This window comes from Curtobacterium sp. MCLR17_036 (genome assembly GCF_003234445.2).
Taxonomy (GTDB): domain Bacteria; phylum Actinomycetota; class Actinomycetes; order Actinomycetales; family Microbacteriaceae; genus Curtobacterium.
Window position 1 is genome coordinate 1,184,812 of the sequence record NZ_CP126269.1, and the last position, 16,145, is coordinate 1,200,956.

Below are 16,145 nucleotides of genomic sequence, written 5' to 3' on the forward strand. Positions count from 1 at the left end.
TCCACACGAGGAGGAACGCCATGAAGAAGTCCACGAAGTTCGGCATCGCGACCGCACTGGTCGCCATGCTCGCGGCACCACTGGTGCCCGCCGCGGCATCCGCGGCGCCGTCCGCGTCCGGGGCGGCCCACGGCCACGGGCACGGTGCGTCCCACGGCGGACGCCCCGGGCACGGGCACGGGCACCACGCCGTCCCCACGAAGTCGGGGCCGACGAGCATCGCCTACGTCGAGGTGAACAACGACGAGCTCGCCAACGTCGGCCGGTACACGCTGGCGAACGGTGCGAACGCGTTCGACGTGGCGATCATCTTCGCCGCGAACATCAACCGGGACGAGAACGGCAAGGCCGTCCTGTACGCGAACGAGAACGTGCAGCGCACCCTCGACCAGGCCGCGACGCAGATCCGCCCGCTGCAGGCCAAGGGCATCAAGGTGACGCTCTCGGTGCTCGGCAACCACCAGGGCACCGGGCTGGCGAACTTCACCTCGAAGGCAGCCGCACGGGACTTCGCGGCGCAGGTGTCGGCGACCATCGAGAAGTACGGCCTCGACGGGGTCGACCTCGACGACGAGTACTCCGACTACGGCGTCGACGGCACCCCGCAGCCGAACGACCAGTCGATCGGCTGGCTCATCAGCGCGCTGCGCGCCGACATGCCGGGCAAGATCATCTCGTTCTATGACATCGGCCCGTCGTCCGACGCACTGAAGACCGCGAGCCCGTCGATCGGCAAGAAGCTCGACTACGCCTGGAACCCGTACTACGGCACCTACACGGCGCCGACGATCCCGGGCCTGCCGAAGTCGAAGCTCTCCGCCGCCGCGGTCGACATCCAGAACACCCCGCAGGCGACGGCCGTCTCGCTCGCGCAGCGCACGAAGGCCGACGGGTACGGCGTCTTCATGACGTACAACCTGCCGGACGGTGACGAGTCGGCCTACGTGTCGTCCTTCACGAAGGTGCTGTACGGACAGGCCGCGTCGTACCGCTGACGCGTCCGTCCGGACGGCGACCCGCGCCCCGTGCTCCCCGGCTCCGGCCTGGAGGCGCGGGGCGCGTCCGTCGTCGTGGTCCCGTTGGCTCCGGGGAGGCGTCGGTTTCTCCCCGCCCTTGACGGTTCCGGTTCGCAGACCCCGGCGATCGTGAACCGGAACCGTCATCTGCTGATTTCGGAACCGGGTCCGGCGCGTTCGACGCTCCGGTCGGCTCGACGCTGCTGCCCGCTCGGGGCTGCGGCACGGTGCGGCTCGCGCCCCGGGCTTCCCGGCTCCGGCCTGCAGGCGTGGGGCGGGTCCGTCCTCGTGGTCGCGTTGGCTTGGGGGAGGCATCGGTTTCTCGTCGCCCTTGACGGTTCCGGTTCGCAGGCTCCGGCGATCGTGAACCAGAACCGTCATCTGCTGATGTCGGAACCGGGGCCGGCACGTTCGACGCCCCGGCCCGCTCGACCTTGCGGCCCGCTCGACGCTGCGGCCCGCTCGACGCTGCGGCCCGCTCGACGCTGCGGCCCGCTCGACGCTGCGGCCCGTTCGACGCTGCGGTCCGCTCGTGTCCGTGGTGTGCTCGGCGTGCGGCGCGAGCACGACACCTGGCGTGGAAGCGACAGATCCCGCAGTGTCGCTGCGACCAGGCCGCCGAAGCGACAGCCTGCCGTGCATGTTCTTCGGTGATCCGTCGCTCCGGCGATGCGTGCTGCGGCCGTACGATCCCCGCATGGAGCTCGAGTTCCGCGGCGAGGTGATCGAGTGGCGCGGCCCGTCACCGTTCTTCTTCGCCGTCGTGCCACTGGAAGCCGCCGAGGTCATCGCGGACCTCGCGCCGGTGCTCACCTACGGCTGGGGGGTGATCCCGGCACGCGTGACGATCGACCGGGTGACGTGGACGACGTCGCTCTTCCCGAAGGACGGCGGCTACCTCGTGCCGTTGCGTGCGGCGGAGCGGAAGCGTGCCCGTGTCGGACTCGGCGATGCCCCGCAGATCACCCTCGAGTTCGCCGACCCCTGACCGGGTGGGCTGTGGAGGGGATGACGGGAATCGAACCCGCGTAGCCAGTTTGGAAGACTGGGGCTCTACCATTGAGCTACATCCCCGCGCCTGCGCACCAGGCGCAGCCCGATCATCGTAGCGGACGAACGGGCACCGAACGAACGAGCACGACATGCCAGGGCGCGTCATCCCCAAGCCGGACCACGGTGCCGAGCGCACGATCCGCTGGTCGCGCATCGTCTCGTACGTCCTGGTGGTCCTCGCCGCGGCCGTGCTGTCGTTGCGGCCCGAGGTGTTCGGCGACCCGTCGTCGCAGCCCGCGCACGCACTGCTGCACGTCTGGCGGATCGTCGCCGGCATCGCCCTGGCCGTGGCGGCGCTCGGGGTCCAGGTCGTCGTCGGGCTGCGGTGGCGGAACGGCCTGCGACGCGCCGCGGCCGAGGACTGACACGACTGCCGGGAACCGCGCACCGGGGGACCGCTAGACTCATCGGCGTTGCACGCGCCGTTCGGCGTGCGCGGACACCCTGGCCCAGTCAAACGGGGCGTAGCTCAGCTTGGTAGAGCGCCCGCTTTGGGAGCGGGAGGTCGCAGGTTCAAATCCTGTCGCCCCGACCAGGTCCTCGAGAAACACCGACCACACGAACGTCAACCAACAGGAGAACATCCCTTGGCCACCAGCACCGTCGACAAGGTGAGCGACACCCGCGTCAAGCTCACCGTGAACGTGACGCCGGACGATCTCAAGCCGAGCATCGACCACGCGTACAAGCACATCGCCGAGCAGATCAGCATCCCCGGCTTCCGCAAGGGCAAGGTCCCGCCGGCGATCGTCGACCAGCGCGTCGGCCGCGGCGAGGTCCTGAACCACGCCGTCGGTGACGCCATCGACACCTTCTACCGCCAGGCGGTCGAAGAGCAGGAGCTGCGCATCCTCGGCCGCGCCGAGGCCGACGTCGCCGAGCTGCCGAACCTCGCGGACTTCACGGGCGACCTCGTCCTGACCTTCGAGGTCGACGTCCGCCCCGAGTTCGACCTGCCGGACTACGCCTCGTACGAGCTCACCGTCGACGCGGTCGAGGTCTCCGACGACGAGATCGAGGAGGAGCTGCAAAACCTGCGCACCCGCTTCGGCACGCTCGTCACGGTCGACCGTCCCGCGACGACCGGCGACTTCGCCCAGATCGACCTGACCGCCACCATCGGCGACGACGAGGTCGACTCGGCCACCGGCGTCTCCTACGAGATCGGCTCGGGCGACCTGCTCGAGGGCATCGACGAGGCGCTCGAGTCCCTGACCGCCGGTGAGTCGACGACCTTCGAGTCGAAGCTCGTCGGTGGCGACCGCGAGGGCGAGACCGCCCAGATCGCCGTCACCGTCACCGCCGTCAAGGAGCGCGAGCTCCCCGAGGCCGACGACGAGTTCGCCCAGATCGCCAGCCAGTTCGACACGATCGACGAGCTCAAGGTCGACCTCAAGGACCAGATCGCCAAGTCGAAGACCTTCGGCCAGGGTGCCGCGGCGCGCGACAAGCTCGTCGAGAAGCTCACCGAGGACGTCGAGATCCCGATCTCCGAGAAGCTCATCGAGGACGAGGTGCACCGTCACCTCGAGCAGGAGAACCGCCTCGAGGACGACGAGCACCGCAAGGAGGTCTCCGAGTCCAGTGAGAAGGCCTTCCGCTCGCAGATCCTCCTCGACGCGATCGCCGAGAAGGAGGAGATCCAGGTCTCCCAGGAGGAACTGACCCAGTACCTCATCCAGGCCGCCGCGCAGTACGGCATGGAGCCGGCCGAGTTCATCAAGGTCATCGACCAGAACGGCCAGATCCCCGGCATGGTCGGCGAGGTCGCCCGCTCGAAGGCGGTCGCGACCGTCCTCGCCAAGGTGACCGTCAAGGACACCAACGGTGACGACGTCGACCTGTCCGCCTTCACGGCGGGCGTCGCGCAGGAGCCGGCAGGGGCCGCCGAGTAACGATCTCGACGCCACCAGCACGACGGACGGGAGGCACGGTGCCAGCTGGCACCGCGCCTCCCGTCCGGCGTTTTCGGCACCACCGCATTGCCGACAGCGAACAGGCGGGAATCGGTGCGTTGCACCCGATAAGTTCGACAACAAGCGACAACTGAACGGGAGCTTTTCCATGGCCGAAGCAACACTGAACCCCAGTGTTTTTGACCGCCTTCTGAGAGACCGGATCGTGTGGCTCGGCTCCGAGGTCCGCGACGACAACTCGAACGAGATCGCAGCCAAGCTGCTGCTGCTCGCCGCCGAGGACCCTGAGAAGGACATCTACCTCTACATCAACTCGCCCGGTGGTTCGATCACCGCCGGCATGGCGATCTACGACACGATGCAGTTCGTGCCGAACGACATCGTCACCGTGGGCATCGGCCTCGCCGCGTCGATGGGACAGTTCCTGCTGTCCTCCGGCACGCCGGGCAAGCGCTACATCACGCCGAACGCCCGCGTGCTGCTGCACCAGCCGTCCGGTGGCTTCGGCGGTACCGCTGCCGACATCCAGACGCAGGCCAAGGTCATCCTCGACATGAAGCAGCGCATGGCTGAGCTCACCGCCGAGCAGACCGGCAAGTCCATCGAGCAGATCCTCAAGGACAACGACCGTGACAACTGGTTCACGGCGCAGGAAGCGCTCGAGTACGGCTTCGTCGACCACCTCCGCGCCTCGAGCGCCGAGGTCATCGGCGGCGGTGGCACCGTCGGCGACGGCGAAGCACCGACCAGCGCGGCCGAGCCCGACGCCCAGTCCTGACCCCCACCGAAGAAAAGGAAACGAGAATGCATCTCCCAATGCTCGGTGGCGCGCAGAACGTCCCGGCTCCGACCGATCGGTACATCCTGCCGAGCTTCGAGGAGCGCACGGCCTACGGCTACAAGCGGCAGGACCCGTACGCGAAGCTCTTCGAGGACCGCATCGTGTTCCTCGGCGTCCAGGTCGACGACGCGTCGGCTGACGACGTCATGGCCCAGCTGCTCGTGCTCGAGTCGATGGACCCCGACCGCGACATCGTCATGTACATCAACTCGCCCGGTGGCTCGTTCACCGCGATGACGGCGATCTACGACACGATGCAGTACATCCGTCCGCAGATCCAGACGGTCTGCCTCGGCCAGGCGGCCTCGGCCGCGTCGGTGCTCCTCGCCGGTGGTACCCCCGGCAAGCGCCTCGCCCTGCCGAACGCCCGTGTGCTCATCCACCAGCCCGCGACCCAGCAGGGTGGCGGTCAGGCGTCCGACATCGAGATCCAGGCGGCGGAGATCCTCCGCATGCGCACCTGGCTCGAGGAGACGCTGTCGAAGCACTCCAACAAGACGCCGGAGGAGATCAACCACGACATCGAGCGCGACAAGATCATGTCCGCGCAGGAAGCCGTGGAGTACGGCCTGATCGACCAGGTCCTCACCAGCCGCAAGAACCTGCCGGCGCTCGTCAAGTAGCACCAGCAGGAACGACGAAAGGCCCCGCACCGAACGGTGCGGGGCCTTTCGTCGTGCGGGTCCGTTCAGTCCTCGGTGTCGTCGGATTCCGGTGCCGGCTTCCGGCGCAGGAGCAGCAGCACCGCGACGACGACGCCCACCAGCACGACGCCACCGGCGCCGATCCAGAGCGCGTCCGAGGCGGTCGAGTCGGACCCGCCAGCGGCGGTGCCCGTCGTGGTGCCGCTCGTGGCGTCGTCACCGGCGGTGGCGCACGTCGGCGGCTCTGCTGAGCCGGTCGCGGGGGAGAAGCCCGCCGGGGCCTCCCACGTGAAGGCGTACTCGTCGGAGACGGTGTGGCCGTCCGCGGAGACGATCTGCCACTCGACGGTGTACTTCCCCGAGTCGCCGAGCGCGGCGGGAGTGGTCATCGAGGGGCCGTCGACGTCGACGCAGCCGTCCTCGTAGTACTTGCCGTCCGGGCCGACGACGCGGAAGGCGAATCCGGAGTCGGAGCCGCCGATGTCGAGCAGGCGGTCGTTCGTGGTGATCTCGAACGACTCCGGCAGCGACGTGAGCGTGCCGTCGACCGCGGGCGTCGACCCGACCAGGTAGTTGTGCGCGCTGGCCGGACCGGCGAGCCCGAGGACCGCGCCGCCCGCGATCGCGAGCACGGCGGCGGACCCGGCCACGAGCCTCCTGGCAGAGGACCGCAGCCGGGACCGACGTGCGCCGCGCTCGGTCACTTGGTGGTGGTCCGGCGGCGCATGCCGGCGACGGCGACGACCAGGGCGACCGCGCCGAGCACGAGACCGCCGAGGCCGAGGAAGCGCCCGACCAGGTCGGGGTCGGCCGGGGTCGTCGAGGTGGCAGCGGCCTCGGCCGTCGGGGTCGCGGCGATCGGGTCACCGTCGTCGTCGGTCGCCTCGGCGGCGGTCAGCGTGATCGAGGGCGCCGGGTGCTCGGGCTCGGCCTCGCCGGGCTGCTGCTCCTGGTTCCACTCGACCGAGCCCTCCTCGCAGGTCTGCAGCACGGGGAACGCCACGACGTCGCCGGCCTTGCCGTCGGGCAGGGCGAAGGAGAACGCGAAGGTGTCGCGCTCGTCGGCGGGCAGCGGGGTCTTCGCGGTGTACGTGATGCTCGTGACGCGCTCGGGGGTGTCCTCGGCGTGCGCGGAGCCCTCGGCGTCGGCCGACGCGGACGGGTCCGTGTACGGCTCGGTCGTCTTCGAGATCTTCCAGTTCGGGTTCACCGTCGGCGTGACCTCGATGACCGACTCGGGCACCTGGAACTCGAGCTTCGTGGTCGGCGACCCGTCGCAGCCGTGCGGGACCGAGAAGGTCGTCGTCGTGTACGAGTTCGCGGCGGTCGAGGTCGCGGTCGCCGACACGTGCGCGCTGGCTGCGCCGGCGGTGCCGAGGACGATGGCTGCCACGGCGCCGAGGGTGACGGCGCCGCCGGCGGCGAGACGCTTCTGCATGGGGATCCTTCGATGGTCGGGAGGGTGTTTCTACAACTTGTAGAGACGACTGGTTCACGGTAGCAGGCCCGAACGCCCTGGGCGAACGCGCGTGCGAAATCCCGCGGCGCCGCGCGGTCGGTGTCGCCGGTTGCGATTAGGCTCGTGTCCACGACGAGGTGCCCACCAGCAGCGGTGCACCGGCGGCCGGTGCGAGTGCGCGGGCCGGCACGTCCGACCAGGGAGGCACGGCAATGGCACGCATCGGAGAGAGCGGGGACCTCCTCAAGTGCTCCTTCTGCGGCAAGAGCCAGAAGCAGGTCCAGCAGTTGATCGCCGGTCCCGGCGTCTACATCTGCGACGAGTGCGTCGAGCTGTGCAACGAGATCATCGAGGAGCGCCTGGCCGAAGCCGGCGAGGACACCTCGAGCGGTGACTTCGAGCTGCCGAAGCCGCGCGAGATCTTCGACTTCCTGCAGGAGTACGTCATCGGGCAGGACCCGGCGAAGCGCGCCCTCGCCGTGGCCGTCTACAACCACTACAAGCGCGTCCGTGCGCAGGGGCAGATCACCGCTGCCGAGGACCGCGACGACATCGAGATCGCGAAGTCGAACATCCTGCTCATCGGCCCGACCGGCTGCGGCAAGACCTACCTGGCGCAGACCCTGGCGAAGCGGCTGAACGTGCCCTTCGCCGTCGCCGACGCCACCGCCCTGACCGAGGCCGGCTACGTGGGCGAGGACGTCGAGAACATCCTGCTCAAGCTCATCCAGGCCGCCGACTACGACGTCAAGCGTGCCGAGACCGGCATCATCTACATCGACGAGGTCGACAAGATCGCCCGCAAGGCCGAGAACCCGTCGATCACCCGCGACGTCTCCGGCGAGGGCGTGCAGCAGGCGCTGCTCAAGATCCTCGAGGGCACGGTCGCCTCGGTCCCGCCGCAGGGCGGCCGCAAGCACCCGCACCAGGAGTTCATCCAGATCGACACGACGAACGTGCTGTTCATCGTCGCGGGTGCGTTCGCCGGGCTCGAGGACATCGTGTCCTCGCGCGTCGGCAAGCGGGGGATCGGCTTCGGGGCGCCGCTGCACAGCGCGACCGACCACCAGGACCTGTACGCCGAGGTCCTGCCGGAGGACCTGCACAAGTTCGGCCTCATCCCCGAGTTCATCGGCCGTCTGCCCGTCGTCACGACCGTGTCGCAGCTCGACCAGGCCGCGCTCATGCAGATCCTCACCGAGCCGAAGAACGCCCTGGTCAAGCAGTACCAGCGGATGTTCCAGATCGACGGCGTCGAGCTCGAGTTCGACCGCGGGGCGCTCGAGGCCATCGCCGACCTGGCGGTGCTGCGACAGACGGGCGCCCGTGGGCTCCGGGCGATCCTCGAAGAGGTCCTCGGCCCGGTGATGTTCGACGTGCCGTCGGACGACGACGTCGCCCGCGTGGTGATCACCCGCGAGTCCGTGCTCGAGAACGCAGCCCCGACGATCGTGCCGCGTCCCCGGGCGAAGCGCGTCGAGAAGTCGGCGTAGCGCGCCGCTGAGTCAGCGGTAGACACCAGCAGAACGACAGAACACCTCGAGATCTCGAGGTGTTCTGTCGTTTCCGTGGTGTTCGCCGGTCGAGCCGCCGCCTACTCGAGCCCGCGGCGCCGCAGCAGCGGACCGACCTCGGCATCGCGGCCGCGGAAGTCCCGGTAGGCCTCGAGCGGGTCCTTCGCCCCACCGACACCGAGCAGGCGTTCCGCGAAGCGGCGACCGGCCTCGCGGTCGAGCCCACCGTTGTCGCGGAACCACTCGACCGTGTCCGCGTCGAGCACCTCGGACCAGATGTACCCGTAGTACCCGGCGTCGTACCCGCCGGAGAACGTGTGCGCGAAGTAGGTCGACGAGTACCGCGGCGGGACTGCGGCGACGGCGATGCCGGCGTCGGCGAGTGCCTGGCGCTCGAACGCCTCGACGTCCGTGACCGCGGCGGCCTCGGCGGCGGACAGCCGGTGCCACGCCTGGTCGAGCAACGCCGCCGCGAGGTACTCGGTCGTGCCGAAGCCCTCGTTGAAGCCCTCGGACTCGCTGAGGCCCAGGACGAGCTCGGGCGGCAGCGGCGCCCCGGTCTCGTGGTGCTTGGCGTAGTTCGCCAGGACCGACGGCCACGACACCCACATCTCGTTCACCTGGCTCGGGAACTCGACGAAGTCGCGCTCGACGTTCGTGCCGGAGAAGCGCGGGTAGGTCGTGCGGGCGAGGAGTCCGTGCAGCGCGTGGCCGAACTCGTGGAACAGCGTCTCGACCTCGTCCTGGATGAGCAGCGTCGGCGACCCGGCGGCCGGCTTCGCGACGTTGAGGTTGTTCACCACCACCGGCAGGGTCCCGAGCAGCTCGGACTGCTCGACGACGGGGTTCATCCACGCGCCGCCCCGCTTGCCGTCCCGCGTGTACAGGTCGAGCAGGTACAGGCCGACGGGCTCGCCGCCGTCGCCGGTCACCTCGAACACCCGGACCTCGTCGTTGTACCCGCGCAGGTCGGGGCGCTCGGCGAACGAGAGCCCGTACAGGGCACCGGCGGCGTGGAAGACGCCGTCGTGCAGGACCCGGTCCGCCTCGAAGTACGGTCGCAGCGCCGAGCTGTCGGCCGCGAACTGCTCGCCGCGCAGGATCTCGGTCGCGTACGACCAGTCCCACGACTCGATCTCGAAGCCGACGGTCTTGGACCGGACGGCGCGCTCGTCGTCGGCGTTCCGGGCTGCGGCGTCGACGAGCGAGGACAGCAGGCCGTCGACGGCTTCCGGGGTCCCTGCGGTCTCGTCCGCGGTCACCACGGCGGCGTGGTTCGGGAACCCGAGCAGTTCGGCACGTTCGGCCCGGAGTCGGACGATGCGGAGCAGGACCTCGCGGTTGTCGTGCGCGTTGCCACGACGGCCACGGGCGAGCGAGGCGCGCATGATCCGCTCGCGCAGGCCGCGGTCGGCCAGCGATGCGAGCCACGGGTGCCCGGTGTAGAGCGGGAGCGTGATGAGCCAGCCGTCGAGGCCACGATCGGCAGCGGCGCCGGCGGCGGCCGACTTCGCGCCGTCGTCGAGACCGTCGAGCTCCTGCTCGTCGGTGACGTGCACGGCGGAGTCGTTCGTGTCCTCGAGCAGGTTGCGCTCGAACGTCGTGGTGAGGGTGGAGAGCTCCTGGTTGATCGCCGTCAGCCGCTCCTTGCCGACCTCGTCGAGCCCGGCGCCGGCCAGGGTCATCTCGGCGTGGGTGCGCTGCACGAGGCGCAGGGCCTCACCGGTCAGCCCGGCGGCCTCGGCGCCGTCGAGGACCTCCTGCACGCGGGCGTAGAGCCGGGAGTCGAGCGTGATCGCGTCGCGGTGTGCGGCAAGCAGTGGCGAGACCTCGGCCTCGAGGTCGTGCAGCTCGGGCGTCGAGTCCGCCGACGACAGCGTGAAGAACACGTGGCTGACGCGGGCGAGCAGCTGGCCGGACCGCTCGAGTGCGACGAGCGTGTTCTCGATGGTCGGCGGGTGCGGGTCGGTGGCGATGGCCTCGACCTCGGCGCGCTGCTCGGCCATGCCGGCGTCGAAGGCCGGCTGGAAGTGCTCGAGCCGGACGTCGCCGAAGGGCGGGAGGGCGTAGGGGAGGGTGCTCGGTTCATCGAACGGGGTTGCCATCGCTCCACCCTACGGACTGGCGGCTCGTGGAGGCCTCGGGAGTGCCGCGGCCGGTGGTTCTTCCCATCACGCTCGCTGTGGGAAGCAGTTCCGCGCGTCGGGGGCCAGAACTTCCGGCCCACCACGCGCGGAACGACCTCCCACGCGCGGAACGACCTCTCACGCGCAGAACAGCACCCGCCCCACCCGCCGTCACCCGCTCCCGAGCCGCGCCGGGGAAGCCGCGTCAGCGCGTCGCGGCGTCGATCAGGGTCTCGGCGGCGCGGCGGGCGTGGGCCGCGGGCTCGGTGGTGCCGGCGATGGCCGCCGTGGTCTGGGCGCCCTCGGCGAGCAGTGCGAGCTGTGCGGCGAGCTCGGACGCGCGGGCGGCGTCGGGGACCACGTCGGCGGTCAGCCCGGCGACGAACTGCTGGAACGAGTCCTTGTGCTCGCGGGCGATCTCGGCGATGGCGGGCGAGGTGGCCCCGAGCTCGCCGAAGGCGTTGATGAAGCCGCAGCCGCGGAAGGTGTCGTCGCCGAACCACGACTCCAGGAAGTCGTACATCGCCAGGAGCTTGTCCCGAGGACCCGTCGCGGAGTCGACCGCTCCGTGCACGCCGCGCTCCCAGAGCTCGTGCCGGCCGGAGAGCACCGCGGTGATGAGCTGCTCCTTGCCGGGGAACGCCGCGTACAGCTTCTTCAGCGAGACGCCGGCGTTCGTGCGGATCTCGTCCATGCCCACGGCCTGGATCCCACGCGCGTAGAAGAGCCGGTCGGCGACGTCGACGATGTGCGCGCGGACGTCCGGTCCGATGATGGTGGCCACGTGGGTACCCCGTTCCTGCGAGTTCACCGGTTCCGAGTTGCGCTGGGAACCAACGTTCTCTACTGTAGACCTCGTGGCTGGAGAACGCTCGTTCTCCGTCGTGGACGCCGAGCCCTGATTCCTCGACGTCGTTCGTGGCCCGGGTGGGCAGAGCATGCTCGGCTCGCCCGGTCCCGGCATCCTGGCGGCGCATGCCGTCCAGGGCCCGGCGTCCGTCAGCGACGGAACCCGGTAGAGCCCGACGGCCGCCGTCGCCGCCCGAGCCCCGATGTTCGACGTGCACGAGCGCCGTCCCCGGATCCGGGACCCGCGCCGCGGCGTCAGTCCTCTTCGGCCGCGTCGTCCGGGTTCGTCACCTGGGCGTGCCCGGCGTCGTCGAGGTGGATCGAGGTGCCGTCGTCGAGCTCGACGATCGGCTTGCCCTCGAGGAACGTCAGCGTCCAGCCCCACGCCCCCGTGTCGACCGACTCCGCGGCGAGCTCGTCCTCGACCCCGCGCACGGCGACGACCATCGCCTCGGGGAGTCGCGACGGTGGCATCCCACCGACGTTCCATCGTGTGCCCAACTGCATCCGTGCCTCCAGTCCGTCGTCCTGTGCGCAGGAACGGTCGGGTCCGCATGACGGACCCGACCATTCCTGCTCACGAAGCGTGGATCGCGAACGCGCGAGCGCGCGTCCGCCCCGCCGACGTTACGCCTGCTGCTCCGCGAGCTCGATCTCGGTGACCGCGAGCTCGGGGCCGTCGACGAACGACAGGTTCTCGATGCGTCCGACCGCCGCCAGGTCGACCGCCGCGCGCTCGATGAGCGCCCGCTCCTCGGCCGGCGCCGCGACCACGGCGCGCGTCACGGGTGTCTTCTGGGACGCCTTCGCCGCCGTCTTCGCGCCGCGGATCCCGATGAGCGCCTGCCCGACGGCGGCGAGCAGCCCCGTCGGCTCGGCCTGGGTGGGCAGCTCGGCCGTGGTCGGCCAGGAGGCCCGGTGCACGCTGGTCTCGTGGGTCCAGGCCCACACTTCCTCGGTCGCGTACGGCAGGAAGGGCGCGAGCAGGCGGAGCAGCACGTCGATGGCACCGCGCAGTGCGAGCACGGCGCTCGCCTGCGTCTCGTGCGTCGCGTCGGCGGCGGTGCCGTAGGCGCGCTCCTTCACGAGTTCGAGGTAGTCGTCGCAGAAGGTCCAGAAGAAGCGCTCGGTGACCTCGAGGGCGCGGGCGTGGTCGAAGCCCTCGAACGCCGCGGTTGCCTGCTCGACGACCGTGCCGAGCTCGGCGAGCATGTCGACGTCGAGCGCTTCGGTGACGCTGGTCGCGCCGGACGGCAGCTCGAAGCCGTAGACGAACTTCGCCGCGTTGAGCACCTTGATCGCCAGGCGGCGGCCGACCTTGATCTGCTTCGGGTTCTGCGGGTCGAAGGCCGCGTCGGTGCCGAGCTTCGACGAGGCGGCCCAGTAGCGGACCGCGTCGGCGCCGTGCTGCTCGAGGATGGACAGCGGCGTGACGACGTTGCCCTTCGACTTCGACATCTTCTTGCGGTCGGGATCGACGATGAAGCCGGAGATGCTCGCGTGCTTCCACGGCACGACGTCCGCCTCCAGCTGGCTGCGGAGCACGGTGGTGAACAGCCAGGTGCGGATGATGTCCTGCGCCTGCGGGCGGACGTCGTACGGGTACACCAGGTCGTACAGGGCCGGGTCGGTCTCCCACTTGCCGGCGAGCTGCGGGGTGAGCGACGACGTCGCCCAGGTGTCCATCACGTCGAGCTCGCCCTGGAACCCGCCGGCGACGCCGCGCTGGTCCTCGGAGTAGCCGGGCGCCGGCTCGGAGGCCGGGTCGACGGGCAGCTGCGCCTCGGTCGGCACGATCGGCTGGTCGAAGACGGGGTTGCCGTCGGCGTCGAGCGGGTACCAGACGGGCAGCGGCACGCCGAAGAAGCGCTGGCGCGAGATGAGCCAGTCGCCGGACAGGCCGCCGACCCAGTTGTCGTAGCGGACGCGCATGAAGTCCGGGTGGAACGCGATCTCCTCGCCGCGCTGGCGGAGCGTGCTCTTCAGCTGCTCGTCGCGGGCACCGTTGACGATGTACCACTGGCGGGTGGAGACGATCTCGAGCGGCTTGTCGCCCTTCTCGAAGAACTTCACCGGGTGCTGGATCGTCTTGACGTCGCCGATCAGCTCGCCGGACTCGGTCAGGGCGTCGACGACGACCTTCTTCGCCGAGAACACGGTCTTGCCGGCCATCTCGGCGTAGAGCGCCTTGCCGCGCTCCGACTCGATCCACGTCGGCTCGTCCGAGCGCACCCGGCCGTCGAAGCCGATGATGGCGCGGTTCGGCAGCTGGAGCTCGCGCCACCACACCACGTCGGTGGTGTCACCGAAGGTGCAGACCATCGCGATGCCGGCGCCCTTGTCCTGCTGCGCCAGGTGGTGCGCGAGCACCGGGACCTCGACGTCGAACAGGGGGGAGCGGACGGTGGTGCCGAACAGGTCCTGGAACCGCTCGTCGTCCGGGTGTGCGACGAGGGCGACGCAGGCGGCCAGCAGCTCGGGGCGGGTGGTCTGGATGACGACGTCGTCGCCGCCGTCGGTGCGGTGGAAGGCGATGCCGTGGTACGCGCCGGGCATCTCCTTGTCCTCGAGTTCGGCCTGCGCGACCGCGGTGCGGAACGTGACGTCCCACAGGGTCGGGGCGTCGGCCTGGTAGGCCTCGCCGCGCTCGAGGTTGCGCAGGAACGCGCGCTGGGCGCTCGCCCGCGAGGTGTCGTCGATCGTGCGGTAGGACTGCGTCCAGTCGACGGACAGGCCGAGCGTGCGGAACAGGTCCTCGAACTGCTGCTCGTCCTGCACGGTCAGGCGCTCGCACAGCTCGATGAAGTTGCGGCGCGAGATCGGCACCTGGTCGGCGGCCTTGGCGGACTTGCCCTCGCCGCCCTCGAACGGCGGCACGAAGGCGGCGTCGTACGGCAGCTGCGGGTCGCAGCGGACGCCGTAGTAGTTCTGCACGCGGCGCTCGGTCGGCAGACCGTTGTCGTCCCAGCCCATCGGGTAGAAGACGTGCTTGCCGCGCATGCGCTCGAACCGCGCCTTGAGGTCGGTGTGCGTGTACGAGAACACGTGCCCGATGTGCAGCGAACCGGAGGCGGTCGGCGGGGGCGTGTCGATCGACCAGACGTTGCTGCGGTCGCCGGCGGCGGAACGGTCGAAGCGGTAGGTGCCGTCCTGCTCCCAGGTCGGTCCCCAGGCCTGCTCCAGTCCGTCGACGCTCGGCTTCTCGGGCATGGGCTTGGTCATGGCTGCGCCTTCCGTTCGTGTGTGCGGCACCGAGTCCGTGATGAGGTGCCTGAGTGTCCGCGCGCGGTGCGCGGTGTCCCCAGGCTACCCGGTGCTGCGGGACCGGAAGCGGCACCCCGGATGCAGCACGGGGAATTCCCCCGGGGAGAATACGCAAATGCCGCACGAATGCAATTGTTTGCATTCTTTCGGAATGCCCTTATGGTGCATTCCGTGAATGCATCCGGAAGATCCTCGACCGTCCTCGGCGCCGCGGCGATCCTCGTCGCGGGCGCGCTCCTCGCAGGCGTGGCCGGACCCGCACAGGCCGCGACGGCCGTGCCCGGCTCGACCCGGTTCGGCATCGGCTCCGGCATCGACACGACGGCGGACGGCGCGCAGGTGCGCCTCGCAGCCGGCCTCGGCGTCGGGACCGCGCGGATCGACCTCTGGTGGACCGGGATCGAGAAGACCCCGGGCGACCTCGTGATGCCCGCTTCGTACCGGACGGCCGTGGACCGGCTCCGGTCGGCGGGGATCCGGCCGCTCATCGTCCTCGACTACGGCAACCCCCACCACGACGGCGGCGGCGGCCCGACCTCGGCCGACGGCATCGCCGCGTTCGCCCGGTACGCGGGCTTCGTCGCCGCGACGTTCGGCCCCGACGTCGCCGGGTACGAGGTCTGGAACGAGTGGCCGAACACCGTCGCGCCGGGACTCCGCAGCGCGTCCCGCTACGTCGCACTGACCAAGGCGGCGTCGGCGGCCGTCCACGCCGCGGCGCCGGGGGCCGTGGTGGCGGGACCCGCCATGAGCCTGCTCGGGGCCGACGGTCTGCACCCGTGGCTCCGGCAGTGGCTCGCCGCCGGTGGCCCGGCGACGGTGGACGCGGTCTCGGTCCACGCGTACAGCGGGACGCGACCGCCCGAGACGGCCCTCGGGCCGGCGATGCGGGAGCTCCGGGCGGCCCTCGCGGCGCAGCACCGCTCCGTCCCGGTGTGGTGGACCGAGGGCGGCTGGCAGGCCGGTCCGCCGGGGCAGGCGGGCACCGTCTCGACCGCCGTGCAGTCCGCCTGGCTGGTGCGCTGGGGCGCGCTCGCCGCGCACCTCGGTGCCGTGCTCGTCGTGCCGTTCACCCTGAACGACGCCGTCTCGACCCCGACCGGGTACGGCCTGTACGGCTCGGCGGGCGGCGGCTGGACGGCCCGGCGCGCGGCCACCGCCTACGCGGTCCTCGTGCGCACCGTCGGCGACCGTCGGTTCGCGGCTGTCGAGCGATCCGGGGCCGGCGGTGTCTGGATCGTCCGCTACGGCTCCGGCCGCGACGTCGTCCGCGTCGCCTGGTCGACGTCGGGTGTCCGGACGGCGAGGGTCCGGGTGCCGAGCGGGACCTCGCTGGTCTCCGCGACCGGGGTGACGAGTCGCACGGTGGTGGTACGTGGTGAGACGGCCGTGCGGGTCCGGGCGGCGCCGGTGTTCCTGCGGTCCCGCCGGTGAGGCGTCGGCGCTGCCGTCCGGTCGGCTAC

At 70.5% G+C, this 16,145-nt stretch carries 14 protein-coding genes and 2 tRNA genes; 9 read left to right on the forward strand and 7 right to left on the reverse strand.

The window, feature by feature from the left end; translation table 11 throughout:
* Positions 1 to 20: 20 nt before the first annotated feature.
* Together DEI99_RS05640 and DEI99_RS05645 are read left to right on the forward strand one after the other, a co-directional pair.
* The gene (locus DEI99_RS05640) at positions 21 to 995 is read left to right on the forward strand and encodes an endo-beta-N-acetylglucosaminidase H (RefSeq protein ID WP_111040683.1); all 975 of its coding nucleotides are present in this window, start codon (positions 21 to 23) and stop codon (positions 993 to 995) included.
* Positions 996 to 1,713: 718 nt separating this feature from the next.
* A complete protein-coding gene (locus DEI99_RS05645) occupies positions 1,714 to 2,004 on the forward strand; it encodes a DUF1905 domain-containing protein (RefSeq protein WP_111040682.1) in 291 nt (96 codons plus the stop codon).
* A gap of 12 nt (positions 2,005 to 2,016) precedes the next feature.
* Here the strand turns inward: DEI99_RS05645 and DEI99_RS05650 are convergent.
* Positions 2,017 to 2,090 (reverse strand) — tRNA-Gly (locus DEI99_RS05650).
* A 68-nt stretch (positions 2,091 to 2,158) separates the two neighbouring features.
* On the opposite strand from DEI99_RS05650, the gene DEI99_RS05655 reads away from it, so the two are divergent.
* From DEI99_RS05655 to DEI99_RS05675, 5 genes are all read left to right on the forward strand, one after another.
* Positions 2,159 to 2,434, forward strand: a complete 276-nt coding sequence (locus DEI99_RS05655; RefSeq protein WP_111040681.1) for a hypothetical protein — start codon at positions 2,159 to 2,161, stop codon at positions 2,432 to 2,434.
* 93 nt (positions 2,435 to 2,527) lie between these two features.
* Positions 2,528 to 2,604: transfer RNA gene (locus DEI99_RS05660), tRNA-Pro, on the forward strand.
* Positions 2,605 to 2,656: 52 nt separating this feature from the next.
* Positions 2,657 to 3,964: a trigger factor gene (tig, locus tag DEI99_RS05665; protein WP_181434335.1), complete on the forward strand. Its 1,308-nt coding sequence runs from the start codon at positions 2,657 to 2,659 to the stop codon at positions 3,962 to 3,964.
* Between the two features lie 169 nt (positions 3,965 to 4,133).
* Positions 4,134 to 4,763: an ATP-dependent Clp protease proteolytic subunit gene (locus DEI99_RS05670; protein ID WP_071257262.1), complete on the forward strand. Its 630-nt coding sequence runs from the start codon at positions 4,134 to 4,136 to the stop codon at positions 4,761 to 4,763.
* A gap of 26 nt (positions 4,764 to 4,789) precedes the next feature.
* Complete coding sequence (locus tag DEI99_RS05675; protein WP_071257265.1) at positions 4,790 to 5,449, forward strand: ATP-dependent Clp protease proteolytic subunit; 660 nt, start codon at positions 4,790 to 4,792, stop codon at positions 5,447 to 5,449.
* 65 nt (positions 5,450 to 5,514) lie between these two features.
* On the opposite strand, the gene DEI99_RS05680 is transcribed toward DEI99_RS05675, so the two are convergent.
* A complete protein-coding gene (locus tag DEI99_RS05680) occupies positions 5,515 to 6,120 on the reverse strand; it encodes a copper resistance CopC family protein (RefSeq protein ID WP_181434334.1) in 606 nt (201 codons plus the stop codon).
* Between the two features lie 50 nt (positions 6,121 to 6,170).
* A complete protein-coding gene (locus DEI99_RS05685) occupies positions 6,171 to 6,908 on the reverse strand; it encodes a YcnI family copper-binding membrane protein (protein WP_111040678.1) in 738 nt (245 codons plus the stop codon).
* 233 nt (positions 6,909 to 7,141) lie between these two features.
* On the opposite strand from DEI99_RS05685, the gene clpX reads away from it, so the two are divergent.
* A complete protein-coding gene (clpX, locus tag DEI99_RS05690; RefSeq protein ID WP_071257273.1) occupies positions 7,142 to 8,422 on the forward strand; it encodes an ATP-dependent Clp protease ATP-binding subunit ClpX in 1,281 nt (426 codons plus the stop codon).
* 101 nt (positions 8,423 to 8,523) lie between these two features.
* Here the strand turns inward: clpX and DEI99_RS05695 are convergent, their stop codons facing one another.
* The 4 genes from DEI99_RS05695 to valS form a co-directional block, all read right to left on the reverse strand.
* Complete coding sequence (locus DEI99_RS05695) at positions 8,524 to 10,548, reverse strand: M3 family metallopeptidase (protein WP_111040677.1); 2,025 nt, start codon at positions 10,546 to 10,548, stop codon at positions 8,524 to 8,526.
* A gap of 226 nt (positions 10,549 to 10,774) precedes the next feature.
* Positions 10,775 to 11,353, reverse strand: coding sequence for a TetR/AcrR family transcriptional regulator (locus DEI99_RS05700; protein WP_502867014.1), 579 nt, complete (start codon positions 11,351 to 11,353; stop codon positions 10,775 to 10,777).
* Positions 11,354 to 11,673: 320 nt separating this feature from the next.
* Entirely contained in the window at positions 11,674 to 11,892 is a 219-nt protein-coding gene (locus tag DEI99_RS05705; RefSeq protein ID WP_254783028.1) for a hypothetical protein, read from the reverse strand.
* Positions 11,893 to 12,045: 153 nt separating this feature from the next.
* Positions 12,046 to 14,640: a valine--tRNA ligase gene (valS, locus tag DEI99_RS05710; RefSeq protein WP_258369192.1), complete on the reverse strand. Its 2,595-nt coding sequence runs from the start codon at positions 14,638 to 14,640 to the stop codon at positions 12,046 to 12,048.
* A gap of 213 nt (positions 14,641 to 14,853) precedes the next feature.
* Here valS and DEI99_RS05715 point away from each other — a divergent pair, with 213 nt between their 5' ends.
* The gene (locus DEI99_RS05715; RefSeq protein ID WP_181434332.1) at positions 14,854 to 16,116 is read left to right on the forward strand and encodes a glycoside hydrolase family protein; all 1,263 of its coding nucleotides are present in this window, start codon (positions 14,854 to 14,856) and stop codon (positions 16,114 to 16,116) included.
* The last annotated feature ends 29 nt before the right edge of the window (positions 16,117 to 16,145 follow it).